We start from the raw sequence: 26,411 nt of genomic DNA on the forward strand, positions 1-26,411 counted from the left end.
CTTACAGTTTACCCCAATGAAACGCTATGAGTTTTTTTGTTGCACTATATTTTACAATTTATCAGAAGAAAAAAGTTTCTTTCATACTACTGTTCATCATTAGAAAAACCTCATTAACTACTGCTATGTTTTCATACAACAGTTAAGTTAAATTTCTTTAAACTCACTTTTCCTTAAATTCTATTCTACCAAAATATGCCCATGAATTCATACCAAAACAAAAAGAGCAGCAAACTGAGCTGCTCTCCATTTGGTTTATTTTTCTACCATACCGCCCTTGATAAGACTGTCTTTCGTTACTGAATAACTAACTGTTTTGTCATCTAGGGGATTAAAGCCTGGGACGATTTCTTTTAATTTTTTAAAATCGATTTTTGTGTAATCAATGGTATTGCGGATATAAAATATTCCATCTTTGTATTCTGATGTCAGTTCAAATCCTTGTCCCATCAAATCTTTGAACATTTCTTGGCTCTTAGCAACGGCTTCTTTCATGGATTCAAGAGGGTTTTCACCAGGAACTTTTGAGACGTCGTAATCATCAACTTTTTCTTGTACTAACAAGGTATCTCCCTTGTAATACAAGGTTACAGTGGACTTACCTGCTTCATCACTCGATTCAAGAACCGTTTTTTGAGCACCTGCTAGTGCATCCTCTTTTTGGCTTTCATCCGTTGATGACTCTTTTGTCTTCTCTTTAGCGGATGATTTGCTTGTTGCTTTACTAGTCGCCTTAGTAGACGATGGACTAGTAGATTTTGTACTCTCTTTTTGTGCGCAACCAGCTAAAAGAAGACCCGCTGTCAAGAAGACGGCTAACATTTTTGTGGTTTTATTCATTTTGAATACCTCATTTTTTTATGATAGTTAGGGAAATGACTGATGTCTGAAACGAGTCATTTAGCAAGATCAACTGTCGTTTTAGGTGTTATTAGAAAAGCCTCAAAAATGATGTTCGCAGTCCCTCCTTATCGATCATTGTAGCCGTCTGGGTGGCTGGAATGCCATGCCCAGGCGGTTTGGATGATGGTTTCGATATTGTCAAATTTTGGTTGCCAGCCGAGGATGGCACGCGCCTTCTCAGAGGATGCGATCAGGGTATCTGGATCTCCTGGTCTACGATCTGCAATCTCCAGAGGGATTGGATGTCCCGTCACCTTTCGGGCTGCTTCTACGATTTGAAGATTGGAGAATCCAGTCGACGAGCCCAGGTTAAAGGCAGTAGATGGGTTACCATTACGCAGATACTCCACTGCTAAAAGATGGGCATCCGCCAAGTCAAATGGATGGACATAGTCCCGAACATTGGTGCCATCTGGTGTCTGGTAGTCATCTCCAAAAATAGAGATCTTCTCGCGTTTTCCTTGGGCCACTTGTAAGACGATCGGTAAGAGATGGGTCTCTGGTCCATGGTCTTCCCCAATAGATCCGTCAGGCTTAGCACCCGCAACATTAAAGTAACGAAGGGGCACATACTTGATGCCGTAGGCTTGATCAGCCCAACGCATGATGGTTTCCATCATGAGCTTGCTTTCGCCATATGGGTTGATTGGTTTTTGCGGAGTGGTTTCAAGAATCGGAATTTCTTCTGGAATGCCGTAGGTGGCAGCAGTTGAAGAAAAGACGACGTAGTGCACCCCACATTCATGCATGACTTCCAAGAGTTTGACCATGCCTGCTGTATTGTTGTCAAAATATTTCAATGGATCTGCCATGGATTCAGCGACCAATGAGTAGGCCGCAAAGTGGATGACCGCATCGATATCTGCATGTTCCTTAAAAACAGTGCGCATAAAGTCTTGATCCGCCAGGTCTCCTTGGTAAAAGACGGCATCTGGATGCACCGCTGCACGGTGGCCTGTGACCAGGCTATCGACCACGACGACTTTTTCCTGTCCTTCATTAACCAAGCGGTCCACCATGTGGGAACCGATATAGCCAGCTCCTCCGAGTACGAGTATTGCCATTTATTTTCCTTTCGCTTCTTTGTTTTCTCTCTTATTGTACCAAATTTCTGCCTCTTCTCCAGACTTAAAGTGTCGCAACAAAGCGTCTAAAGGCTGTCTGGCCTTCTGCTGTTCGCTTGTAGACACCAGCATCTTCCAGCACCCGCGCAAAGATTTGACCGACTGATTTACGGACAAGGGCTTCTGCCTCTGCTTCATCTGTGAGGGATGGGTGAGTGGCTTTCAAATTATCTGTCCAAGGCTGGTGGTAGGTTGCTACCGTGCTCTCACGTCCAAGTAGATAGTCTTGGACCTGCTTGAGTTCTTCCTTAAGACGAGGTGGCAAAATCGCTAGCCCCATGACTTCGATTAGGCCGATATTTTCTTTTTTGATGTGTTGCACATCTGCATGCGGGTGATAGATACCATCTGGATGCTCTGGTGAGGTTTGGTTGTCACGGAGCACCAAGTCCAGCTCATAATGCCCATCACGAATCCGTGCAATGGGGGTAATGGTATGGTGGGGCTGACCGTCGGATGACGCTAAGACTTGAACGGCTGGATCCGAGTAGCCACACCAGGCTGTAAGGATATGGTCTGCCAGAGCAATCAATTGTTCCTTGTCGTCTGATTGCAAGCGGAGAACTGACATAGGCCAGTTGACAATTCCTAGTGACACAGCCTCAAATCCCTCAACGCTAAAGCTTTCCTCAACAGGAGCTAGCTCCATAGGGAAGGTGTGCCGTCCGCCTTGGTAATGGTCATGAGTGAGGATAGACCCCCCTACAATAGGCAGATCTGCATTGGAGCCCGCAAAATAACCTGGAAAAGTCTCGACAATGGTCAAAAGTCGCTCAAAGGTCTTGCGACTAATGGCCATGGGCACATGCTGGCTATCGAGGAAAATGCAGTGTTCATTGAAGTAGGCATAAGGGGAATACTGGAAACCCCAATCATGACCGTCCATGTCAAAGCGAATAATCCGGTGATTGGCGCGAGCTGGATGATCTAGGCGACCTTGATAGCCTTCATTTTCAAAGCACAATTGGCAGGCTGGATAATGACTGGCTTTAGCAAGCTTGGCCGCTGCAATGTCTTTAGGATCTTTTTCAGGTTTTGACAGATTGATGGTGATTTCAAGAGAGCCATAGGGAGTCTCTGCCTCAAAGGCGATATTTTGTGCAATAGCCTCTACTTTGATGTAGTCGTTGCGCTTCGAAAGGGCATAGAAATCAGCAATCGCGTCCTCCTTGGACTGACGGTAGGTCTCCCAGAAATGATGGTTGACCTGACTCGGACTGGGGGTGATCCAATCCATCAACTCTGCACCCAAGCTGTCCTTGGCGGCCATGCTATCTTGAATCATATTATTCGCAACTGCAATCTCCACCAACTGATCTTTGAGCGCGATCAAGTCTTCTTTTTGGGCTGGTCCATCTAGGCCTTCTTCTCCAACGCGACTCATGATGCGATTTTTTAGATAAATCCGATCCATCTCTTCGTAGTCACTCGCCGCAATGACGGCTGTGACAAATGCATCCAAAATTCCCTGATTCATTGATTCTCCCTCTTACGTTTTAAATAGTCTCTGACAGCATCCAAATCCTGGAAAACTTGTTCTGCTTTAGTTAAGAAAGACTGTGCTGGTACTTTTAAATCTGGAACACATATGACTGGGATTCCAGCCCGATAGGCTGCTTCAATCCCTGCTTCACTATCCTCTAGCACTAAGCAATTCTCTGGTAAAGCATTCAAATCACTACAAGCCTTTAAAAATATATCTGGGTAAGGTTTACTTCGTTTGACATCTTTTGCAAAAACTAAATGGTCAAATAAGGACAGGATCCCATTGCTATCCAAGATCATTCTAGCCCGAGATTCAACACTTGAAGTTGCTAGGGCGATTGGGATGCCCTCTGTTTTCAAAAAAGTAAGTAAATTCTTAGCACCTTTTTTTAAATGAACACCTTGGGCTAATATTTTAGCTTCCAGTTCATAGACTTTAGCCAAGGTTTGGTCAAAGTTCCATGGTAAATCATAGGTATCCAAAAATCGTTGAACATTCTCCTCTTCCCTATGTCCACTGTAGTCTCTAGAATAAGTTTCTTCTGTGAAAGGAATTCCAAAATCTCTAAGCAATTCTTGATAAACTTTTAGAGAAATGATTTCAGTATCGGCTAATAAGCCATCTAAATCAAATATTACAGCTTCCATTATTATCACCTAGTCTAAAACTCGTGTCCCTGCCGCAACTTCTGCAATATAGAAGCTTGGCGCATAGCCAACTACTTCTTCATAGCGGTTGCCGACAGCTTCTTCAAATGCTTCAACTTTATCTTTGTTTACAAGGGCGATGGCGCAACCACCAAAGCCTGCTCCTGTCATACGAGCGCCCAAGACACCTTCTTGTTCCCAGGCTGTATGCACCAAGGTATCTAATTCTAGACCAGTCACTTCGTAGTCATGCTCCAAGGATACGTGGGAAGCATTCATGAGACGGCCAAAGCCTTCCAAATCACCTGCTTCAAGAGCCTTACGAGCTTGGAGGGTCCGTTGGTTTTCAAGTACAGCATGACGAGCCCGTTTGATGCGATTTTCATCCTTGATCAAGTAGCTGTAGGCATCAAAAGCCCAGAGATCCAATTCCCCTAAGGTTTGGATATCCAGTTTTTCTTGGAGTTCAGAGACGGCTGTTTCACATTCCGCACGGCGTTCATTGTATTTTGAATCCGCTAATTCCCGGCGTTTGTTGGTGTTCATGATGACCACGACATTGTCTTTGAGGTCCAGCGGTACCAAATCATACTCTAGGGTGTTGGTATCGAGGTAAATAGCCCGTTGATCAGCTCCCATACCGATGGCAAATTGGTCCATGATCCCAGAGTTGACTCCGATGAAGTGATTTTCGGTTTGTTTACCGATCTTGACCAGATCTAGACGATCTAAGTGAAGATCATATAGTTTCTCAGCGATGACGCCAATCAAGAGCTCAAGCGATGCTGAAGAAGAAAGACCGGATCCATTTGGAATATTGCCGTAGACATAGACATCCATACCGCTATCAATAACATGACCCGCTTCTTGCAAGAAATGGAGCACGCCTTTTGGATAGTTGGTCCAGTTGTGTTCTTTTTCAAAGTGGAGATTTTCAAGTGGAACTTCAATGATTCCCTTGTCTTCAAAGTTTCCTGAGAAGAAACGCAAGACCTTATCCTCACGCTTTCTTGCTGCTCCGTAGGTACCAAGTGTGATAGCTGCTGGGAAGACATGGCCACCATTATAGTCAGTGTGTTCACCGATCAGATTAATCCGTCCTGGTGAAAAGAAAGTGTGGTCAGCCTTTTCCCCAAAGACAGCCTGGAATTTTGCTTGTAAATTTTGAGATGTGATTGTTGTCGTCATGAGAAACTCCTTTAGTTTTGTAAACGTTTTTATACTTGTATTATATCTGATTAGAAGTAAAACTTCAAGTATTTTTAGTAAAATTTTATTCATTTTCCATTTCATGCCCAAAAAGGCTATAAAAAAGCCTTTTCATCCGATCGTAACTTCTATTTCTATCTTTCTTTTTTGAGCTAATTTTAGTAAAAGTTTACCAAAAAATCTCAATTGGGAGATTACCCAATTGAGATTCTTAAAGGTTCTAAAACACCATTTCTTGACCATTTTCTGTCACTTGGTAAGTGCCCTCAGCAAGATTGAGTCGGGCTGTTGCTGTTACAGTCTGGTCCTTGTTTTGGCGCGTGATGACAATGGTATGTTCATCTGGTGTATCCACTTCAATGCTTCCTTCTAGGTCAAAAGCTTGCGAGTTGTTACGGAAACTAAAGAGCTTGAGAAGGGATTTCACAACTGCACGCTCTACTTCTTGAGCAATTTCTTCATTGCTGTAGTAATGACGATTGATATTGCGGCCTTCCTTAGTGTTTTCTAAGAGTTCCAAATCATTCTTCCCTGCTAGGAATCCAACATAATAGACTTGTGGAATGCCTGGCGCAAAGGCTTGAATCAAGCGGGCTAGGAAATACTTGCCATCGTCATCTCCAAGCGCTGAATAGTAGGTCGAATTGATTTGGTAGATGTCCAAGTTGTTGTACTCTGCTGTTGAATATTTGCGTTTCACATTTGCTCCTACCTTGTAGAGCTCATTTGAAGCATAGTCGATCTCTTCATCTGTCAAGATATCCTTGACATCGACCACGCCAATCCCGTCATGGGTGTCGAGTGTCGTGAATTGCTTCATCGGACTCATCTTCAACCACTTAGCAAGGCGCTCCACTTTTGAGCTATAGAGGGTATAGAGGGTCACCATTGGAAGGGCAAAGTCATAGACATAATAGTCGTGATCAGCAATCTTAAATTGGATAGAATAGTGTTCATGAATCTCTGGCAAGAGCTCAGCACCGTAGCTGGCTGCCATATCGCGCACCTTATCCAACAAGTCCCAAATGTCTGGCTCCACGAAGAAATCATTGGTATCCAACTTCTTGACTGCATAGGCAAAGGCATCTAGGCGAATGAGGTCACAACCATTGCTCGCCAAATGTTCGATGGTCTTGCGTATAAAGTCCATGGTCACTTCCTTGGTCACGTCCAGGTCAATCTGCTCTTCCCCGAAGGTATTCCAGAGATGCTCAGTTGTCCCATCCGCAAAGGTAATTTCTTGCTTGGGAGCTCGATCCTTGCGCTTATAAATCAAGTCCACATCCGCTTGAGTAGGACGATTCTCCGGCCAGAACTTGTCCCAGTTGAGGAAAAGATCCTTGTAGGCACTTTGGTCGTGCTTTTCTTGGTAGTCTTTATAATACTTAGATTGACGAGAAATATGATTGATCATAAAGTCAAACATAAGATAGTACTTGTCGCCCAAGCGTTTGACATCTTCCCAATCTCCAAAGGCTGGATCCACTTGGTCATAGTCCACAGGCGCAAAGCCACGGTCACCGGTTGATGGGAAAAATGGCAAGAGGTGAACTCCACCGACTGCATCTCCAAAATATTTCTCCAGATTTTCATAGAGGTCCTTGAGGTTATTTCCCAAGCTGTCTGAGTAAGTAATTAACATGGTTTTATTTTGAATCGACATAATGGTCTCCTTTTCTTTATTTGAAAGCCAAGTCTGAAGAGACCTGGCTTTCTTGAGTTTTTCTATTTTAGAATTGCTTTCTAGGATACGATTGAAATCAGCAAGCTGAATCGTCCCTTTGTATCTTATTATTTCACTGCGCCGTTGCTCATTCCTGCGATGATATGGCGTTGGAAGAAGAGATAGACAATGGTGATACTGATAATGCCGACCACGTAAGAGGCAAAGCTTGGTCCGTAGTCGTTGAAATATTGGCCTGCGTAGTTGTATTGGAACAAAGGCAGAGTCCACATTTTGGAATCCCGGTTCAAGACAAGGAGTGGCAACATAAAGTCATTCCAGAACCAAAGGGCATTGATGATCATGGTTGTCGCATGCATCGGTTTCATCATTGGGAAGATAATGCGGAAATAGGTTGTAAATTTATTAGCCCCATCGATCTCAGCTGCTTCATCCAGACTTTCTGGAATCGAGATTTTGATATAGCCGACATAGAGGAAGAGGGTCTGTGGAATTGCATAAGTCAAGTAGAGCAAGATCAAACCAAAGGTGTTAGCCAAACCGAGTTTACTCATCATAACCGTAATCGGAATCATGATGACTTGGAAAGGTACGAAAATCCCAAGGATCAAGAGGGTATACATGATGGTAAAGGCTTTTCTCTTACTCATATTACGAGCGATGGAGTAGGCTGCCATAGGGATAAAGATCATTACTGCAAGTAAAGACAAGACAGTGATGACGACAGAGTTCCAATAATAGCCTCCGATGCCATCCGCTAAGAGGCGACTAAAGTTATCCCATGTGAAGTTGGTTGGAAATCCAAAGAAATTGTCTACGATATCCTTGGTGGGTTTGAAGGAACTAAAGAGGGTGGCAAGGAGTGGCACTAAAATCAGAACCGATCCTAGAATCAATAGAATGTATTTGCCAATCAAGGCTTTTCTTTCATCTTGTTTCATCGTGCTTCTCCTCTTAAATTTCAAATTTCTTAGATACTCTCAATTGGATGATCGAAATCACTACAATTAAGAAGAACAAGATTACGGCAATGGCATTGGCATAACCGAATTGGTTGTTTTTAAAGGCATAGTTATAAACCAAGAGCCCAAGTGAGGTTGTGGCGTTGTTTGGACCACCACCGGTCATGGCAAAGACTTGGTCAAAGGCAGTCAGCCCACCTTTTAGGGCTAGGATAAAGACCATAGAGACACTTGGTAGCAAGTAAGGCAATTCAATATTCCAGAAGACTTGCTTGCTAGTCGCGCCATCGATCTTCGCAGCTTCTGTAATCTCAGTTGGGATGGATTGCAGACCTGCTAGGAAGATAATGATAGGCATAGCCACCCCTTGCCATAGAAGGACAAAGACAGCCGCAAAGATTGCTCCCCACTTAGTCCCTAAAAGACTGGTTTGGAGGAACTCAATATGAAGGGCATTCCCAATCGCTGGAAGACCGTAGTTGAAGACTTGCTTGAAGATCAAAGCTACTGTCAACCCAGACAAAACAGCTGGGAAGAAGAACCATGCACGGAAGAAGGTTTGACCTTTGATTTTAGAGTTCAAGACACGCGCAATGAAGATCCCAAGGGCAATCTCACCAACCACCATGGCAATGGTGATGATCGCGGTAAATCCAATCGCATTCATGAATTTTGGATCCATGAAGAGGAGTTTAAAGTTGTTTAAGCCGACAAACTTGTAGTTATACGTCAAACCTGTCCAGTTGGTAAAACTGTAAAAGGCTCCTTGGAACATCGGCACATAGAAGAAAATTGCTTGTAACAAGAGGGGAATGACCACAAAAGCCCATGCCCAATATTTTTGTAATACTTTTTTCATAGTCTCTCTACTCCTAATCCACATCCGCTTTCATCGGGTTAAAGAAGGCATTCAAATCATTGACCATTCCTTGTTTATCACCTGTCAAGACATAGTTCATGGTCAAGGTATGGAAGTCTGCTTCACTGGTCCAGTATTGTTGCAACCAGACCAAGTGACGATCCGTAAAGGCATATTTGGTCATCCCAGCAAGCGGTGAATCCTCTCCTGCTTGTTTGACCCCTTCGATCGCTGTTGGAGATCCGTCCACATCGTAGTATTTTTGCATGACTTCTGGACGGGTCATGTATTCCACAAAGGCATTGGCTTCTTTTGGATGTTTGGTAGTAGCTGAGATAGACCATGCCAAGTCACCTGCACCAACGGTTAAGCTTTGTCCTTTTTCTTTTCCTGGAATCATGAAGGTCCCAATCTTAAAGTTCGGTTTTTGTTCATTAATCGCTGTGATCGCCCAAGACCCATTTGGTGTCATGAGGACATCCCCACGTGCGAAGGCTCCGATGACATCGGTATAGCCAGCACCTTCCCAGTTCTTTTGCTTCGAACCTTTAATGCGAAGAATATCCATCACCTTGATGTCATCTTTCATAATCGGATCAGTCAATTTAATAGCATTTGGTTGAGAATAACGAAGGTATTGATTGGCTTCTTTTCCTCCACCTGCTGCTGTCGCAAAGGCTAATTGATTGTAACCATTGAGTGTCCAAGCATCTGCACCTGCAATTCCAAATGGTGTTTGTCCTTTAGCAACGATGTCTTTGACTAACTGTTCAAATTCATCCCAGGTTTCAGGGACCTTCAAGCCCAGTTCTTCGAATTTATCTTTGTTGTAGTAAATTCCGTAAGCATTGGCTGTGAAAGGAACGTTGTAGACTTTTCCGTTTACAGCATATTTTTCAGCATAGCCATTTTTCACGCGTTTCAGATAGTCTTTATTGGACAAATCTTCGAAGACACCTGCTTTTGCCCATTCTTGCAATTCGATGGACTGTGGGTAAATATTGACCACATCTGGCACATCTCCTGCGAGGACACGTGTCTTCAACACCTCACCAGCGTTTGGTACATTGACAACTTTGACCTTGACCTTTGGATTTTCCTTTTCAAAATCACGCGCGATTTCTTCCAAGGTTTTGGTCATTTCTTTTTTCTGGTTGAAATACTCGATGGTCACTGTGCCATCCGCAGATTTTCCATCGTTGGAGCAAGCACCGAGCCCAAACAAGGCTAGGCCTGTAGTCGCAAGAAGTCCGATTTTTTTATACCATTTCATTTGGCTGTCTCCTTTTATTTTTTGACAAAAACATATTGTTTGCTGAGGAAATCTCCCTGAGGAAGAACGACGGTTAAGCCGGCATACATGAGCTCAGCTCCTGAATAGACTTGGTCTGTCCCTTCTAGGCTATAGAGCGCATCTTCTTCCAATCCTTTGAGCTTCAGAGTCGGCTCGATCTCCTCAACCGTTGATAAAACCCGTACATAGGTTACAACCGTGCGGTCTTGATAAGTAAACTGGACGGCTGCTTGATTGCTACCTTGGCTTGGATTGATCAAGCGGTAGTGTTTTCCGAATTGAACAAGGGCTCGAATCGTTTTGTAATGAGCGACTTGAGCTGCAATCCTATCCAACTCTTCTTGCGGAAGACTGGTTAGATCCAATTCATAGCCCAGATTTCCCATCATGGCTACATGACCTCTCGTTTCAAGTGGTGTCATCCGTCCCATCTGGTGATTTGGCACCGCTGATACGTGAGCCCCCATAGCGATAGTTGGATAGAGATAGCTAGATCCATACTGGATCGGAAGTCTGGCAATGGCATCCGTATTGTCACTCGCCCAGACCTGAGGGAAGTACCGCATCATACCAAGGTCGTTGCGACCACCACCACCGGAGCAAGACTCAAAGAGGATGTTCTCGTACTTCTCTGTCAAGTAAGAAACCACTTCATAGAGACCCAAGATATAAGCATGGGATTGCATCTTGGTTTCAAGGTAGGTTTTACCATTTCCAAGTTTGGTGATATTGCGGTTCATGTCCCATTTGACATAGTCGATCTCATGGTTTCCAAGTAAGTCATCCAAGACCTGCTTGATATAAGAAACCACTTCTTTATTGGAGAAATCGAGCACCAGTTGATTCCGTGAATAGGTGTGTTCGTAACCTGGGACTTGAATAGCCCAGTCCGGATGAGCCCGATAGAGGTCACTATCAACAGAAATCATTTCTGGCTCCACCCAAAGGCCAAATTGAAGCCCCTTGTCGTGGATGCCCTGGATCAATTCTGCTAGACTTCCTCCTAATTTTTCTTCATTGACAGTCCAGTCACCGAGAGCCCGATTGTCATCATAGCGATTGCCAAACCAGCCATCATCAAGAACAAAGAGCTCGATTCCCACTTTTTGAGCCTCGTCTGCCAGCTCCAATAATTTTTCTTTCTTGAAATCAAAGTAGGTGGCTTCCCAGTTGTTGATCAGAATTGGACGTTCTTTATGAGCAAAGGGACTAGGAATGATATGGTCTTGGACAAATGCTTGACTCTCTTGACTGAGACCGGTCAATCCCTCATGTGAATAGCTAATCATGGCCACCGGCGTATCAAAGCTCTGATTTGGCGCTAACTCCCAGGAGAAGTTTTCTGGATTGATTCCCAATCCAACCCGCACTTCATTGATTTGATTCTTTTGAACAAATCCTTCAAAATTCCCACTGTAGAGCAGTTGGAAGGCAAGGGCTGAACCGGCATCTTCTGTCACTTCATGGTCAGCAAGGATCAGGGCAGGAGTCTGGGCGTGTCCAGAAGCACCACGGTTCGAGCTAATAGAGAAGATTCCTTGTTCCACTTGTTGACGGCGAACTGTTTTTTCTCTCGCATAGGCTCCTTGAAGTGTGATGACATCATAGTCACCTGCTGGGACATCGGTCATCACACTAAGGGCCTTGTGGATCACGACGGTTTCATCACTATAGTTTTCAATCTTTGAAAAGCTGGTGATGGTTGCCCGATCCTCGTAAGCCGTGTAATAGAGGGTCAAACGAAGGGCCGCTTGATCATCTTCAAAGACCAAGGCCAAGGTTTCAGCCTGATCTACCGAGTAAGGATTAGGAAGGCCGGTCGCCTCGACACTACCAGAGTATATATTGGCTCCGACATAGAGGAAATCCGTCACCTCTGTGGCACCGTGCTGGATCTGGATCGACGGTTTTCGAAAATCTCCAAGCCCATGTTGTCCTAAGACCTGACGCTGGGTATCCAAACTGAAGGTTCGAATATCAGGTGTGGGATTTCCTGAGAAAGCATGGTCCTTCTCATGCACCGTATTGGAAAAATGATAAGACGGAATCGGACGTCCCAAATGCTTAAGCATCAGGTAGCCATCGCGATTTTCAAGGATGAGGCTCAATCCCTTACTTTCTACATAGAACAAATTTTGTTCAATACGAATTGCCATGTCTTCCTCCCATTGGATCCTAAAAATCTATTACTATGTATTTTTATTTCTAGTTCCCATATCTTTCTTTTTTAACATGTCTTTATTTTACGTGATGTAAACGCTTCCGAAAATAGAATTTTGTTGCACTTATATGGTAAAATGTTAGGTAGGAGGTTCAACCATGTCAGTCTTTTCTGAATACCAAACCGACACTATTGACCTAGCCCTTGATTTTTATGGCTACGAAGATTGTCCGAAGAATTATGAATTTGGTCCTAGCGTCCGAGATAATTTTGTACTGCATTTTGTTACCAAGGGAAAGGGAGTCTTTCACTTTGAAAAAAAAGAAATCCACCTAGAAGCTGGGGATCTCTTTCTTCTTCCAAAAAATAAGGTGACCTACTACCAGGCAGACTCAGAAGAGCCTTGGTCCTACTACTGGATTGGCATCAGTGGCACCAAGGTAAGTGATTTCATGCGCTTTTCAACCCTACAAGAAAAAGGCTTTTTAAAGAAAACAGAGGTGGACACAGAGCGGATTGGCCTGTTTATGGAGCAACTCGTCCACAAGGCAGAGGCTTCAAAGATGACTTCGCATTACCAACTCCACCTTCTCTCTCAGATCTATGAACTGCTATTTCTTATCAGTGAAGTGTCCCCCGATATCCATCGGAGCCATCCATCTCCCACCTATCAGCTCTATCTGACCTGCAGGCATATGATTGAGACTCATTACAATAAAGAGCATCTAAGTATTCAAGAGATCGCCGATGACCTCAATGTCCATCGGTCTTACCTAACAACTGTTTTTAAGGAGTTTCACCAGATCTCTCCCAAAGAATTCCTGCACTCGGTCCGCATGCAGCGGGCCCAGCAATTGCTGGCAAACACAGACGAGAGCATCAAGATTGTGGCTTACTCAGTTGGCTTTTCAGACCCCCTCTATTTTTCAAAGTCCTTTAAGGCCTATAGCCAACTGACTCCTAGCCAATATCGTAACAAACATAAAATTTAGTAAAATTTTATTTCTTTTTACTAGTATTTAGAGTATACTGGAACTAGTAAGCAATAAAGGATGAACTATGGCAACGATTAAAGACATTGCGGAAAAAGCAGGCGTTTCTCAGGCAACGGTCTCTCGCGTCCTTAACCAGGATCAAAACCTATCCGTTAGTGATGCAACTCGAAAACTAATATTCGAAACAGCTGAGAAACTCCATTACCAAAAGAAAGATCGAAAAAATAACCCTCTTCAAAGCAAACGCTATCGCATTGCTATCTTAGAATGGGTGACTGAAGAGGAAGAGTTAGAGGATCTTTATTACTACTCCATCCGAGTCGGAATTGAAAAACAAGCCCAAGAACTTGGACACGAAATCTTCCGTGTCTTTAACTTAGAGGATTGGGGACCTCTTGAAAAATCAGATGGAATTATCGCTCTAGGTAAATTTAGTCCCGAAGTTATCAGTCAACTTGAAGGCTATCAGAAAAAACTTGTCTTTGTAGACTCTAATACTTTAATATATGGCCATACCTGTGTAATGACAGATTTTGAAACATCTGTTTACCAAGCGCTGTCATATTTAATAGAATCTGGTCACAACCAGATTGGTCTCCTTGTTGGACAAGAAACGACCGCCGATAATCTCCCTCTTCAAACAGATCCCCGTTACATAAGTTTTAAGCATTACCTAGAAGAGAAAGAACTTTATCAACCAGACTTTATCCGGGTGGGGCATTTTTCAAGTGAATCCGGCTACGAGATGATGAAAGAACTGATTGCTGAATTAGGAGACCGGCTTCCTTCAGCCTTTTTCATGGCCAGCGATGCCTTGGCAGTTGGTGCTCTTCGTTCTCTCCAAGAAGCTAGCATTCCCGTCCCAGATCGGGTCAGTCTCATCTCCTTTAATGACACCTCGATTGCTAAGCATGTCTATCCTCCGCTTTCTGCCGTTACTGTCTACACAGAAGAAATGGGGAAACAAGCCATTCACAGACTGTTACAAGACCTTCAAAGAGGAGATTCAGGAATTCCAACTATGCATACTTTGGCCACTCGTCTCACCATCCGTGAAAGCACGCGTTAAGAACTTATGAAAACACACGAAATTTTATACCAAACCTTATCCCAAGCCCAGGATTATGTCAACGGCGAACAACTAGCCCAGGAAATGGGCCTGTCTCGCACCTCTATCTGGAAGGCCATCCAGCGTCTAGAAAAAGAAGGCATCGAGATTGAGTCTGTTAAAAATCGAGGCTACAAGATCCTTTCTGGAGACCTCCTAATCCCCCAAGTCATCGAAGACCTTTGTCCATTGACTGTCTCCTATAATCCCCAGTGCCAATCCACCCAGTTAGACGCTAAGAATGCCATGGAAGCGGGTGGCCAATCTGCTACTCTGTATCTGGCTCCTTTTCAAACAGCTGGTAAGGGGCGTTTTGGGCGCGACTACTTCTGTCCTTCTCAAGGGGGGATCTACATGTCCCTCCACCTCAAGCCCAACCTCCCTTTCGATCAAGCACCTGCCTATACCCTCATGGTCTCAGCTGCTATCTACAAGGCTCTGAAAAATCTAGCCTTATTGGATGTCGATATCAAGTGGGTCAATGACATCTACTACAAGGGGAAAAAAGTAGGAGGTATTCTGACTGAAGCCATCAGCTCTATCGAAACAGGCCTCATCACAGATGTCATCATTGGAGTAGGTCTCAATTTTGCCATCACCGATTTTCCAAGGGAACTGAAAGACAAGGCAGGATCTCTCTTTGGCTCTCAGCCTCCCATTTCCCGCAATGAACTGATTGCTGAGATTTGGAAGGAATTTTTCACCACTCCAGAAGAGGAGCTGATCTACCTCTACAAGCAACGTTCACTGGTCCTAGGTAAGGAAGTCCGCTTTGAACAAAATCAAACCAGCTACCAAGGTCTGGCCAAAGATATCTCAGACAGTGGACAATTACTAGTCCAACTGGAGGACGGCCAAGAACGCTGGCTCAACAGTGGCGAAATTTCCCTCAAGCAGTGGGACCTGTAAAGCAGACCAACAGCTCAAAAAAATAAGCACCAGTCGGTGCTTATTTTTTATACTTATCTCGTTTTTTCTGATTGAGCTGTTGATCGATACTTTCGACCAATTTCCCTAAGATATAGCTGACTTGCAAATTTCTCAGGATCAAGAGAGCCCAGAAGATAGCTGCAAGGTAGCTTTCTCTCATCACTGCATCATTGAAAAAATAAGTTTCAAAGGCCGTAAAGATAGCCATAGTCCAAAATTGACGTTTATTCATATTGATATTCTACCACGATTTTCTGGAAAAAGCACATCCTAGTCTTCCTGAACAGTAATTTTGTCAGAGAGGAAATCGAAACCTTCCGGAATGACAGAATCTTCTGCTACCTCGACTTCTTCCTTGTGACCACGCGCTTTCTTCGAGAATTCCGCCCGGACCTGGGTCCACTCCTCTATGGAAATGGCCAAAATTTCAGGTGAGAATCCGGCTGCATTGCTTAAAATATTGCCAAACATGGTATTGAGGTTATCTCGCTTCATGGTCTGTTCGGCATTAAAGGCAGACTCAAAAGCAAGAATCGCATGGCGTTCATTTGCCGCAACCGGTTGCGAACCAACCAGCAAGGCCTTATCTGCCCCTGCTAAGCTATCAATAATTTCCCCCCAAGCATTTTGCAGGCGGATGAGATTGTTACGGGCCAAATCTGGATTTTCAACCGCTTCTTGTAAGATGGCTTGAACCTTATTGCGATCCACTCGATATCCCTTGCTGGACTTCTGAGGACGGGCTGGAGCCGACTTGGCTACAGGAGCCCCGCTCCCTACTTGAGCTAACTGATTCTTCAGAGACTCGACTTCTCTTTTGAGCTGGTCTACTTGTGCTGAAAAATCTGCTGGAAGAGCCGCTTGGCTAGCCGAAGGGCCCTCACCCTTGTATTCTGCCAAACGAATGGTCATCATCTCCGTATAGATTTTCGGCTGCAGGCTGTTTTTGATATCCGCTAAACTCCTTGTCGCAAGATCAATCCAAGCAAAGAGGGTGGCTTGTGGAATGGCTAGATTCTGGTTAAATCTCTCACTGACATGGAGATTTTCCCCACCTGTCTGAACGATCAAGAGATCCCGTAAATACTGCAAGAGGTCCGTCACAAAGCGGGCCATGTTTTTCCCATTATCAAAGATCAGGTTCAACTGGTCCAAGGCAGCTGTTGCATCGTGTGCTGACAAGGCTACAACATAGAGATCTAAAGCTTCTTGACTGATGGAACCTGTGATTTCTTCAGCCGTCGCAGTGGTCAATTGGGCACCAGCTGTCAGGCTGAGGGCTTGGTCCAAAATGGACAAGGCATCCCGCATCCCACCTTCTGCCCGACGGGCAATTATGGCTACAGCTTCTTCTTCGTAATCAATCCCTTCTTTATCCAAAACAGCTTTTAGGTGGTCTTGAATGGCTGACGTCTTGATGGATTTGAACTCAAAGCGTTGAACCCGTGAAAGGATGGTTGCTGGAATCTTGTGCAATTCCGTTGTTGCTAGGATAAAGACTACATTTTCTGTCGGTTCTTCCAAGGTTTTGAGAAGAGCATTAAAGGCTCCCGTCGAGAGCATATGGACCTCATCGATAATATAGACCTTATGAGGAGCCAAACTAGGCGCATAGGTAGATTTATCGCGGATATCTCGGATCTCATCTACCCCATTATTTGAGGCTGCGTCAATCTCGATAACATCCTCTAAACTGCCATTGGTAATGGCTTCACAGATATAGCAATCATTACAAGGCTCTCCCCCTTTTTGGTTGGGGCAGTTCATGGCCTTGGCAAAGATTTTTGCCACACTGGTCTTCCCCGTCCCACGAGGTCCAGAAAAGAGATAGGCATGGCTAATTTTCCCCTGTTCGACAGCTTGTCGAAGGGTCGTCGCAATAACCTCCTGCCCTACAAGTTGGCCAAAGGTCTGGCTACGGTATTTACGATAGAGGGCTTGATACATTAATCTACTACTCCAAACATCCTAAAATTCCAATTTGTTTTTTCAAGCAAGATAGCTACAAAACGTTCCAAATAAAGGCGATCAAGGTCGTCATAATCTTCCACTTGGTCCGAATCTAGATCCAACACTCCCAGCAACTGGTCTTTCAAGACCATGGGAACCACAATCTCACTCATGGCGCGACTGTCACAAGAGATATAATTGGCATGCTGGGTCACATCCTCAATTACCAGCGTCTCTCTTTTCTCTGCTGCTTCTCCACAGACGCCTTTTCCTAAGGCAATGTGGACACAGGAAACCTGACCTTGAAAGGGACCTAAAATCAGCTCTTTTTGATCATAAAGATAAAAACCTGCAAAGACCGAATGTGGTAGGGCTTGATTGAGCAAAGCACTGGCATTGGATAAATTGGCCAAGGCATTGCTTTCACTCTCTAAAAGAGCTTCTAACTGGGCTAGTAAGAGTTGGTAACGTGATTCTTTTTCCTGTATATTCATAACCTTTATTATACCAAACTTTAGTTAGAAAATTAAGTATTTACAACGGAGCAACCTTTGATAACAACCCAGCTTGCCATCAGAACTATCAAGCAAATATTCCCAATTAAAAAAGAGTGGGACAGAAATCGGTAATTCGTTAGAATTCGATTTCGTCGTCCCACCTCCGCACAGTTGAGTAGGGCTGTAAAAGCTGATGAAATCAACGTAGTAGAGCCCACTCAACCACTGCGTCTTGCTCGATAATCCAAAGAAAATTTAGAGGCTAGGACTTTTGTCCCAGCCTCGATTGATCAAACTATTTGAATGTGACTAGATATCTCTTCGAACATATTGAATCGCCCGATAAGAGAGAAAGAGGGTCAGAACAAGGGAAACAAACCAGATGGTCCGAAGGCCGTAATATTGGATGAGGAAGGTGGAAAGAATAGCTCCTCCCACAAAGCTCCCAATCAAAGAAGTCATAAAGAGAGACTCCCAGAAAAACTCCATCTTCCGCTCCCGTACAAAATTTCCATATGCGACCATGGTCTTCTTGAGATTCCCTGTCATAAAAGAATGGTTGTAGGCGTAATCATCTACTTCTCCAAAGGAAGTGGCTACAATCCCCAAGCTCAGTCCAAAGAAAGGCACAATCAGAACATTGGGCACTTCTTTGGGAAAAAATCCTGCCACCAAGGTCGTCAAAACCAAGGGCACCAAGGTACTGAGCCGCCAAACCGAATGACTAAAGAAGCGTTGAAAGACGGTCATCAAGAAAATCCCGATCATAAAGGCCAACATGGTGGCTAGTTTGACCTCCACATCCGCGATTTCATGGCCAATTAAACCAACAGATAGAAAGACCACGTTTCCCGTTTGGCCCGCGGCCAAGGTCCCTCCTCTTTCGATAAAGGTGTAGGCATCTGAAAAGCCTGCACACATGGTCAGTAGGCAGGCAAAGGCCTTACTTCTGGAGTGAAACTCCCTTCTTAACTTTTTCATATTTCTCCCTATTTGTCATGGAAAAGAGGCTGGGACACTACTTCCTAACCTCTCTCACTTGTTATCTTATCCTTCACGTGATTCGCTCAAAATCTTCTCAATCTTGGTCGTAATCAAATCGATGGCTACGGTATTGGTCACGCCTTCTGGAATGATGACATCCGCATAGCGCTTGGTTGGCTCGATAAACTGATGGTACATCGGCTTCACCACTCCCAAGTACTGCTCGATGACACTGTCCAAACTCCGACCACGCTCTTCCATATCCCGCTTGATTCGGCGAATGATCCGCACATCATCATCGGTATCAACGAAAATCTTGATATCCATCAAGTCACGAAGACGCTTGTCCTCCAAGACCAAAATCCCCTCAACGATAAAGACATCCTGAGGCTCTTGGCGATAAGTCTTAGCACTACGCGTATGCGCTGCATAGTCATAAGTTGGAATATCAACCGGACGGCCAGCCAACAACTCATTGATTTGCTCAATCATGAGGTCTGTATCAAAGGCAAAAGGATGGTCATAGTTGGTCTGAATCCGCTCTTCAAAGGTTAAATGGCTTTGATCCTTGTAATAAGAATCATGCTCAATCATAGCAATCTTTTCATCTGGAAAGTGGGACAAAATAGCTCGAGAAACACTAGTTTTTCCCCCACCAGAACCACCTGTTACACCGATAATAATTGGTCTGTTTCGCATCTTCTTCTCCATTTTCTATAATCCTATTTATTCTATCACAAAAGCGGTCACTTGACCACGACTTGAACCATTTTTCTATGGCTTTCGTCCAAAATCAAAGAAGGATCTCCTTTCCCCTTCCGTCCCAGTTCGAATAGCCAATTCCATCTTTTTAGGGTGAAACATGATATAATGAAACCAGTAAATACCTGATTGAAAGGAGCTGCCATGCTGAAACTTGGTATCATCGGCACCAGTGCCATCTCCCATTCCTTCCTGGCCGCAACAAAAGAAACAGGCCACTATGAGTTAAGGGCAGTCTATTCGCGGACCTTAGAGAAGGCTAATAGCTTCGCCCAACCCTATGGACAAGTGGCCCTCTATGATGATCTGATTGCCTTTTTAGATAGTGACCTGGATGTCATCTACATTGCTAGTCCCAATTCACTCCACTATCCTCAGGCAAAGTTAGCCCTTCTAGCTAAGAAACATGTCATCCTTGAAAAACCAGCCGTCACTACTCCCAAGGAATGGGAAGAGTTGGTCAAATTGGCCAAGGAGCACCAGGTCTATCTCTTTGAAGCAGCTCGCAACTATCATGAAAAAGCCTTTGCGACCATCCAAGACTTTCTCAAAGACAAGACCATCTTGGGTGGTCACATGACCTATGCCAAATACTCCTCTAAAATGCCCGAACTCCTGAAAGGGGCTACACCTAATATTTTCTCTGACCAGTTTGCTGGCGGAGCCCTTATGGATCTGGGTGTCTATCCCCTTTACTTTGCAATCGGCCTCTTCGGTCAACCTGAATCAGTAACCTATCAGGCGCGACAATTGCCTAATTCAATCGATTTGAACGGACATGGTAGCTTGGTTTATTCTGACTTTGTCATCGGCATTCAAGCCGGCAAAGATGTGACCAGCAATCTTCCTGCTGAAATCTACACAACAGATGGCACCCTCTTTCTGAGTGGCATTGAAGCCGTTAACGAGGCTGTTTTTCAAGACCATTCTGGAAACAGCTACCAGCTTCTAATCACTCCTGCCCCTCATAACATGCTAGAAGAAGCCCAGGCCTTTGCTAGTATGATGACAGAAGGCGACCAGATACTTTACCAGACTTGGCTCCAAACTGGACAAATGGTCCATCAAGCCCTCTATGCTATGCGCCAAGATGCTGGAATACACTTTAAGGACGAAAACTAATATGACACTAGCATTCCCACCGCTCTGGCAAGAGCAACTCAAAACCCTCGGCTTTGAGCAACTCACTGAAATCCAAGAACGCCTCTTTGAGCCGATCACCCAAGGGGAGAATGTGCTTGGAGTCAGCCCGACAGGAACTGGGAAGACTCTGGCCTATCTCTTCCCTAGTCTTCTCAAGCTAAAACCTAAAAAAGCGCAACAATTGCTGATTCTCTCCCCCAATACAGAATTGGCCGGACAAATCTTTGATGTCACTAAACAATGGGCAGAGCCTCTTGGACTCAGTGCTCAACTTTTCCTTTCCGGCTCTAGTCAAAAACGGCAAATCGAACGTCTTAAAAAAGGACCCGAAATTCTCATCGGAACTCCAGGCCGTATTTTTGAGTTGATCAAGCTCAAGAAAATCAAGATGATGAATGTCGATACCATCATCCTGGACGAATTTGACCAACTTTTCAGCGACTCTCAGTATCACTTTGTCGACAAGATTTGCCACTACGCGCCACGAGATCATCAATTTATCTATATGAGTGCAACGACTAAGTTTGATCCAGAGCAAATCGAGCCCAATACCCTGACCATTCAGGTAGAAGGGCAAAACTTGGACAATATCCAGCACTTCTATATGGAAGTGGACAAGCGAGAAAAGGTCGAACTCCTCAGAAAACTATCCAATGTCGAAGACTTTCGTGGCCTCGTTTTCTTCAATAGCTTGTCCGACCTAGGGAGCGCTGAAGAAAAACTCCAGTACCGAGGAGTTAGCGCTGTCTCACTTGCTAGTGACGTCAACGTCAAATTCCGGAAAGTCATTCTGGAACGCTTTAAGGATCATCAGCTGACACTCCTTCTGGCAACAGATTTGGTAGCGCGGGGAATCGATATCGACTCACTAGAATGTGTCGTCAACTATGAAGTCCCAAGAGATGCCGAAACCTACATCCACAGATCCGGGCGTACCGGGCGCATGGGCAAAGAAGGCTATGTCATCACCTTGATTAGCCATCCAGAAGAATTAAAAAGTTTGAAAAAATTAAGCCCTGTTCGTCCTTTAATCCTTAAGGGAGCTCAACTCTATATAGGGGAAGAATAAGAAAATCGTTCGTAGTATTACGAACGATTCAGATTGAAGATAAAGTCATTTTTAAAACTTTCCTTAGGTGAGTACGGACGTCAGCGAACTTCGTAGAAGTTCCATGACTTAGTTTTGAACCTAAAGTTTCAAAACTCCCGAGTGCCTGAAACAATTGTGTTTCAGGCATTTTTCTCACAGCGGAAAGTTTTTCATATTCTTAAATGATTAAAAAATAAAAGTCAATTTTTGAAAATCATCCCGGTGTTTTATGTAAAACAATAGTTTGTCTACATTCAAAATCGTTCGTAGCAATACGAACGATTTTTTTAATTACGATTGTAATAGAGGCGATGACTTTCCACTTGATGGTTTAAGAGTTCATCAACCGTCACGATGGTGTAGCCTTGCGATTGAAGGTATTCAATCACGGCTGGAAGGGCATTAATAGATGTTTGGTGAATATCGTGCATCAGGATGATCGATCCTGGTTTGACTTGTTTTTTCACTTCTGCCAAGATGGCTTGTGTATTGTGGGTCTTCCAATCCAGAGTATCCACATCCCACATGATAAATGCCTGATCAACGGCATATTGAATGGCACTATTAATCGAACCATAAGGCGGACGAGTAATCTTCGTTTGCACTCCTGTGACCTTTTGAATCACTTCCTTCGTATCCATGATTTCTTTTTGGGCAGCCTCCAAAGGCAACTTGGTTAAGACAGGATGATTCCAGGTATGGATTCCGATTTCATGTCCTTCCTGACGTACCCGTTTAGCCACTTCAGGATAGGCCGAGACATTCTTCCCAAGCATAAAGAAAGTAGCCTTAACATGGTACTTGTTGAGGATATCCAGGGCTTGAGGGGTCGTCGTTGGATCTGGACCATCATCAAATGTTAAGGCAACCATCTTAGCATGACGTTGAGTTTGGTAGGCCTCATAAGCTTGAAGATCTCCGGGATTCAGACGAGTAGAATCAATCACATCATAGAGCTTCGAAAGGGGTACATCGAAGGTTTCCATGCCCTCAATAGTAACTGGAAGGGTAATAGAAAGAACCCCTTGATTGTAGGTGAACTGCCAGCCTGCCATATCACTTGCTGAAACAGATTGCATTAGCTCTTCAATTCGATCTTCCCCTAACTGTAGGAAGACCAGCTGAGAACGCAATTCTGTCAAAAGAATTTCTTTGGCTAGATCTGCATTCGTAAACAATTGTAAAAATTGGAAGACAGCTCCCTCATCCGTTAGATAGAGGAGAGGTAGTTTGTCAATCCCATCTTTAATGAATTTGCCATTTTTCCACTTGTACTGGGTCTTCTTCATCTGATAAGGATGAACCCCTACAAATGGGTCTTCTGAACGTTCGGTATGGTAGAACAAAAGTTCTTTTGCTTGCTGGTTATTCTTCTCTTCTTGGGGAAGAGAGCCAACGTCAGCCAAAATTCTCTCTTTAACCACTGCGATGGGTTCTTCATTATTTTTCGGGTAGTAAGCCGCGACATATGTTTGACCAACCATTCCTTTTTGAAGGCTGGTATCCTTGTCTTTTTCAATTGCTTCTTCTTCCCGGACAGCTTTGGAAAACTGTTGATTATAATTTTTGATGGCGCGTGCTTCCTCAATCTTCTGATAAGCTAGGTAAATTCCTCCGATAAAAAGGAGGTTTAGAATAATGAGGATAAACATTTTCAAGTAGGAATTCTTCATACTCTTATTATAGCAATTTTATCACCAAAAAACAGTAGAAAACTCTAGAATCTAGAAAATAAAACCTAAAAAATAGTAGGAAAATAGAATCAATTCTGTCCTATCTCCTGTCACTCCCTAGAGGCCATCTTCATGCACAAAAAAAGAACAGGTCAATTCTCGCCTGCTCTTTATCACATGTTATATGATGCTGATTATAAGGACTTTTCACGAATCACTTCTACTTTGTAGCCATCTGGGTCCACAATAAAGTAATAGTTTGGAAGCGTTCCTGGCAATCCTTTTGGATCCGTTACTTGGTAACCTTTTTCCTTATGCTCTGCATGAAGGGCCTCAAGATCTGGGGTACTTAAGGCAACATGGGCAAAACCATCTCCAATGACATAAGGACCATGATCATAGTTGTAAGTTAATTCTAACTCATAGTCATCTCCTTCTAAGCCAAGATAGACGATCGTAAATTTGTATTCAGGAAAATCCTTGCGACGCAATTCCTTAAATCCAAACGCATCTGCATAAAAAGCAATTGATTTTTCTAAATTCTCCACTCGTAAACAAGTGTGTAACATTTTTGAAGCCATAAGACACCTCTTTCTTTTTTTACTATTATACACTAGTCAGATAAAAATAGCGATTATTTGAAATGGATGAAAAAAGAGAGTGGGACAGAAATCGGTAATTCGTTAGAATTCGATTTTGTCGTCCCACCTCCGCACAGTTGAGTAGGGCTGTAAAAACTGATGTAATCAGCGTAGTAGAGCCCACTCAACCACTGCATCTTGCTCGACAATCCAAAGACAATTGAGAGGCTAGGATTTCTGTCCCACTCTCTTACTTGTTCTTCGTTGATTTAGAACTGGATTTCTTTTTACTATCTGATTTAGTTGCTAGCTTTACCTCAAAAATAGCACCTTTAGGCTTGTTATCTCGAACAGTAATGGTACCATTAAAAGCTTCTACGATTTGCTTGGCTAAAGAAAGTCCTAACCCAAAACCACCCTTTTGACGGGTCCGCGACTTATCCACTCGGTAGAATCGATCAAAAATCCGTTTTTTATCTTCGTCTGCAATCCCTGATCCATTATCCTCTACCCGGAGATAGAGATAGCGATCCTTGAATTGGGCGACAAACCGTATCTTTCCTTCTTCCTCTGTGTATTTGAGGGCATTGTCATACAAAATGGTCATCAGCTGTTTCAGTAGGACCTTGTCAGACACCAGACTCCTTTCGACATGATTCTCATACTCGAAGATTTTATCATTTTCCTCGGCAATGATTTCATAATTGGCAAAAGTTTGGTCGAAAAAGGATGGTTTGATCTCGCAAAACTCCGGTTTAATCCCATCATCTCGACGGGCTAAGTTTAAGAGATTGGTCGTCAATAAGCGCATATTGCGAACCTCATCCAAAGAGGAGGCGATATTCTCACTGGATTCCATGATCGTTGCCTCTGGTTTTCGGAATAAGGTTTCCAAACGATTTTGCAAAACCGCTAAAGGTGTCCGCAGTTCATGAGAGGCATTTTCGACAAAAGCCTTTTGCCGGTTCATGCTCTCTAAGAGAGGTTTCACACTCATTTTAGCCAGAAAGATACTTGCAAAGAGGGAAATGCCCCAGAAGCAAATCATGACCAAGGCGATTTGGCTTTCGTGTTTTTCACTGGTTTGTTCCAACTGGCTGATATTGGTCATGATCACAGCATATTTCACCCCATCGATATAATCATCAGGGTCAATATCCACCAAATAAGCACGATAGCTTTCCTTCTGCCTATAATGGTTGGTAATTTGAATCTGCTTGATCTTGTTTAAATAACTGCGACTAAAGGTTACTGTTTTTAGATCTAGAAAACCATTATCCGTCGTAACATTTTCAAAATTATCATTCAAGAGGATGGCTGTACTATTGGAAGTGACCGATGGTCTAGGGCCATCCTCGGGACCAAGTTCATCATCTTCTGGTCGGTCATCATCTGGTTCGTCTTTTCCCATCCCATTTCCTGTACGATTGGCCAAGCTAATAATAGAATAGCGATCCTTACTGAGCATCTTTAAATTTTCATCAACCGTTGTATAAAGACTTGACCGCATCACTTGAATAATAATCAAGGTCATGGTTGAGAAAATCAAGGTAAAGAGTCCGAAATAGCGGATGAAATAAGAAAAGTCATCCGCATTGACAGTTTTTTTTATTTTATTGAGCATCTTTCAGAATATACCCCACGCTACGCAAAGTTTGGAGATTTTTTGCAAAGTCTGTACCTTTTAATTTCTTACGAATCTTGGAAACATACACTTCGACAACCGAAATAGTTGTATCACTATCGAATCCCCAAAGTCGATCAAAGATTTGTGTTTTTGGCAGGATAACATTTTGATTTTGAAGGAAATAAACCAAAAGGTCAAATTCTTTCCCTAATAGCTCCACTTCTTTCCCTTCAACAAGCGTAGAGTTTGTCGAGAGATTAACGGTCACATTCCCATACGAAAGGGTATTTTCATTGACCTTACCAGAGCGCTTCAACAATGCTTGGATTCGCATCTTGAGTTCTTCTAAGTAGAATGGCTTGGTCAGATAATCATCTGCACCTAGCTCAAAACCATGGCCCTTATCGTCCAAGCTCTCTTTGGCTGTCATAATCAATACTGGAGTGGAGACACCCTTATCTCTCAATTCTTTGAGAACTTGAAAACCATCTTTTTCAGGAAGCATGAGGTCTAGCAAAATGAGGTCATAGATGCCACTTTCAGCCTCATACAGACCTTCATCCCCATCAAAGACTTGCATGACATCCGCAAAATCATCTAAAAAATCAAAAACTGAATTAGACAAACCGAGGTCGTCTTCGACTAATAAAATCTTAATCATCTTTACTTTCTCCTTCTCATTCATCCATACAGGGATGATGAGTATTTTCTACTCTATTATAACATGGCCGGGCTTCATTCA

Annotated in this window: 24 protein-coding genes; 5 read left to right on the top strand and 19 right to left on the bottom strand. The window is 43.6% G+C overall.

The features are described from left to right. Positions 1 to 255 precede the first annotated feature (255 nt). The 10 genes from K1J10_RS04215 to K1J10_RS04260 form a co-directional block, all read right to left on the bottom strand. Positions 256 to 840, bottom strand: coding sequence for a DUF1307 domain-containing protein (locus K1J10_RS04215; protein ID WP_129268906.1), 585 nt, complete (start codon positions 838 to 840; stop codon positions 256 to 258). A gap of 128 nt (positions 841 to 968) precedes the next feature. Then, positions 969 to 1,967 (bottom strand): UDP-glucose 4-epimerase GalE, encoded by a 999-nt coding sequence (galE, locus tag K1J10_RS04220; RefSeq protein ID WP_223355978.1) that lies wholly within the window; start codon positions 1,965 to 1,967, stop codon positions 969 to 971. 64 nt (positions 1,968 to 2,031) lie between these two features. Next, the gene (gene galT, locus K1J10_RS04225) at positions 2,032 to 3,504 is read right to left on the bottom strand and encodes a UDP-glucose--hexose-1-phosphate uridylyltransferase (protein ID WP_223355979.1); all 1,473 of its coding nucleotides are present in this window, start codon (positions 3,502 to 3,504) and stop codon (positions 2,032 to 2,034) included. Next, the gene (locus K1J10_RS04230; protein WP_223355980.1) at positions 3,501 to 4,160 is read right to left on the bottom strand and encodes an HAD family hydrolase; all 660 of its coding nucleotides are present in this window, start codon (positions 4,158 to 4,160) and stop codon (positions 3,501 to 3,503) included. Before K1J10_RS04230 ends, galT begins: the two co-directional genes overlap by 4 nt. Before the next feature lie 9 nt (positions 4,161 to 4,169). Beyond that, complete coding sequence (locus K1J10_RS04235) at positions 4,170 to 5,348, bottom strand: galactokinase (protein ID WP_263285387.1); 1,179 nt, start codon at positions 5,346 to 5,348, stop codon at positions 4,170 to 4,172. 241 nt (positions 5,349 to 5,589) lie between these two features. Continuing rightward, on the bottom strand, positions 5,590 to 7,032 hold the full coding sequence (gtfA, locus tag K1J10_RS04240) for a sucrose phosphorylase (protein ID WP_223355981.1): 1,443 nt from the start codon (positions 7,030 to 7,032) through the stop codon (positions 5,590 to 5,592). Positions 7,033 to 7,160: 128 nt separating this feature from the next. Then, complete coding sequence (locus K1J10_RS04245; RefSeq protein ID WP_021153463.1) at positions 7,161 to 7,994, bottom strand: carbohydrate ABC transporter permease; 834 nt, start codon at positions 7,992 to 7,994, stop codon at positions 7,161 to 7,163. A gap of 13 nt (positions 7,995 to 8,007) precedes the next feature. Then, entirely contained in the window at positions 8,008 to 8,874 is an 867-nt protein-coding gene (locus K1J10_RS04250) for a carbohydrate ABC transporter permease (RefSeq protein WP_049523549.1), read from the bottom strand. A 13-nt stretch (positions 8,875 to 8,887) separates the two neighbouring features. Next, on the bottom strand, positions 8,888 to 10,147 hold the full coding sequence (locus tag K1J10_RS04255; RefSeq protein ID WP_223355982.1) for an extracellular solute-binding protein: 1,260 nt from the start codon (positions 10,145 to 10,147) through the stop codon (positions 8,888 to 8,890). A gap of 14 nt (positions 10,148 to 10,161) precedes the next feature. Continuing rightward, positions 10,162 to 12,324, bottom strand: a complete 2,163-nt coding sequence (locus K1J10_RS04260) for an alpha-galactosidase (protein ID WP_223355983.1) — start codon at positions 12,322 to 12,324, stop codon at positions 10,162 to 10,164. 163 nt (positions 12,325 to 12,487) lie between these two features. On the opposite strand from K1J10_RS04260, the gene K1J10_RS04265 reads away from it, so the two are divergent. From K1J10_RS04265 to birA, 3 genes are all read left to right on the top strand, one after another. After that, entirely contained in the window at positions 12,488 to 13,321 is an 834-nt protein-coding gene (locus K1J10_RS04265; protein WP_223355984.1) for an AraC family transcriptional regulator, read from the top strand. Positions 13,322 to 13,388: 67 nt separating this feature from the next. Beyond that, positions 13,389 to 14,393, top strand: a complete 1,005-nt coding sequence (locus K1J10_RS04270; protein ID WP_223355985.1) for a LacI family DNA-binding transcriptional regulator — start codon at positions 13,389 to 13,391, stop codon at positions 14,391 to 14,393. A gap of 6 nt (positions 14,394 to 14,399) precedes the next feature. Beyond that, positions 14,400 to 15,341, top strand: a complete 942-nt coding sequence (birA, locus tag K1J10_RS04275; RefSeq protein WP_223355986.1) for a bifunctional biotin--[acetyl-CoA-carboxylase] ligase/biotin operon repressor BirA — start codon at positions 14,400 to 14,402, stop codon at positions 15,339 to 15,341. Positions 15,342 to 15,381: 40 nt separating this feature from the next. Here the strand turns inward: birA and K1J10_RS04280 are convergent, their stop codons facing one another. From K1J10_RS04280 to udk, 5 genes are all read right to left on the bottom strand, one after another. Then, positions 15,382 to 15,594: a DUF3272 family protein gene (locus tag K1J10_RS04280; RefSeq protein ID WP_048690913.1), complete on the bottom strand. Its 213-nt coding sequence runs from the start codon at positions 15,592 to 15,594 to the stop codon at positions 15,382 to 15,384. A gap of 38 nt (positions 15,595 to 15,632) precedes the next feature. Then, positions 15,633 to 17,309: a DNA polymerase III subunit gamma/tau gene (dnaX, locus tag K1J10_RS04285; protein ID WP_223355987.1), complete on the bottom strand. Its 1,677-nt coding sequence runs from the start codon at positions 17,307 to 17,309 to the stop codon at positions 15,633 to 15,635. Beyond that, entirely contained in the window at positions 17,309 to 17,806 is a 498-nt protein-coding gene (locus tag K1J10_RS04290; RefSeq protein WP_223355988.1) for a GAF domain-containing protein, read from the bottom strand. Before K1J10_RS04290 ends, dnaX begins: the two co-directional genes overlap by 1 nt. 312 nt (positions 17,807 to 18,118) lie before the next feature. Then, positions 18,119 to 18,790: a YoaK family protein gene (locus K1J10_RS04295; protein WP_223355989.1), complete on the bottom strand. Its 672-nt coding sequence runs from the start codon at positions 18,788 to 18,790 to the stop codon at positions 18,119 to 18,121. A 66-nt stretch (positions 18,791 to 18,856) separates the two neighbouring features. Then, on the bottom strand, positions 18,857 to 19,492 hold the full coding sequence (gene udk / locus K1J10_RS04300; RefSeq protein ID WP_048691384.1) for a uridine kinase: 636 nt from the start codon (positions 19,490 to 19,492) through the stop codon (positions 18,857 to 18,859). 207 nt (positions 19,493 to 19,699) lie between these two features. Here udk and K1J10_RS04305 point away from each other — a divergent pair, with 207 nt between their 5' ends. Both K1J10_RS04305 and K1J10_RS04310 read left to right on the top strand, forming a co-directional pair. Continuing rightward, the gene (locus K1J10_RS04305; RefSeq protein WP_223355990.1) at positions 19,700 to 20,677 is read left to right on the top strand and encodes a Gfo/Idh/MocA family protein; all 978 of its coding nucleotides are present in this window, start codon (positions 19,700 to 19,702) and stop codon (positions 20,675 to 20,677) included. Position 20,678: 1 nt separating this feature from the next. Further along, complete coding sequence (locus tag K1J10_RS04310; protein ID WP_223355991.1) at positions 20,679 to 21,767, top strand: DEAD/DEAH box helicase; 1,089 nt, start codon at positions 20,679 to 20,681, stop codon at positions 21,765 to 21,767. A 308-nt stretch (positions 21,768 to 22,075) separates the two neighbouring features. Here K1J10_RS04310 and K1J10_RS04315 read toward each other — a convergent pair whose 3' ends face one another. From K1J10_RS04315 to K1J10_RS04330, 4 genes are all read right to left on the bottom strand, one after another. Next, a complete protein-coding gene (locus K1J10_RS04315) occupies positions 22,076 to 23,461 on the bottom strand; it encodes a polysaccharide deacetylase family protein (protein ID WP_223355992.1) in 1,386 nt (461 codons plus the stop codon). Between the two features lie 194 nt (positions 23,462 to 23,655). Next, positions 23,656 to 24,042 carry a lactoylglutathione lyase gene (gene gloA / locus K1J10_RS04320; RefSeq protein WP_023022851.1) on the bottom strand — a complete coding sequence of 129 codons (387 nt, stop codon included), beginning with the start codon at positions 24,040 to 24,042 and terminating at the stop codon, positions 23,656 to 23,658. A gap of 250 nt (positions 24,043 to 24,292) precedes the next feature. Then, a complete protein-coding gene (locus tag K1J10_RS04325) occupies positions 24,293 to 25,666 on the bottom strand; it encodes a sensor histidine kinase (protein ID WP_223355993.1) in 1,374 nt (457 codons plus the stop codon). Continuing rightward, complete coding sequence (locus tag K1J10_RS04330) at positions 25,656 to 26,330, bottom strand: response regulator transcription factor (protein WP_006596563.1); 675 nt, start codon at positions 26,328 to 26,330, stop codon at positions 25,656 to 25,658. Before K1J10_RS04330 ends, K1J10_RS04325 begins: the two co-directional genes overlap by 11 nt. Positions 26,331 to 26,411 lie beyond the last annotated feature (81 nt).

Source organism: Streptococcus australis, from assembly GCF_019930045.1.
Lineage (GTDB): Bacteria > Bacillota > Bacilli > Lactobacillales > Streptococcaceae > Streptococcus > Streptococcus australis_D.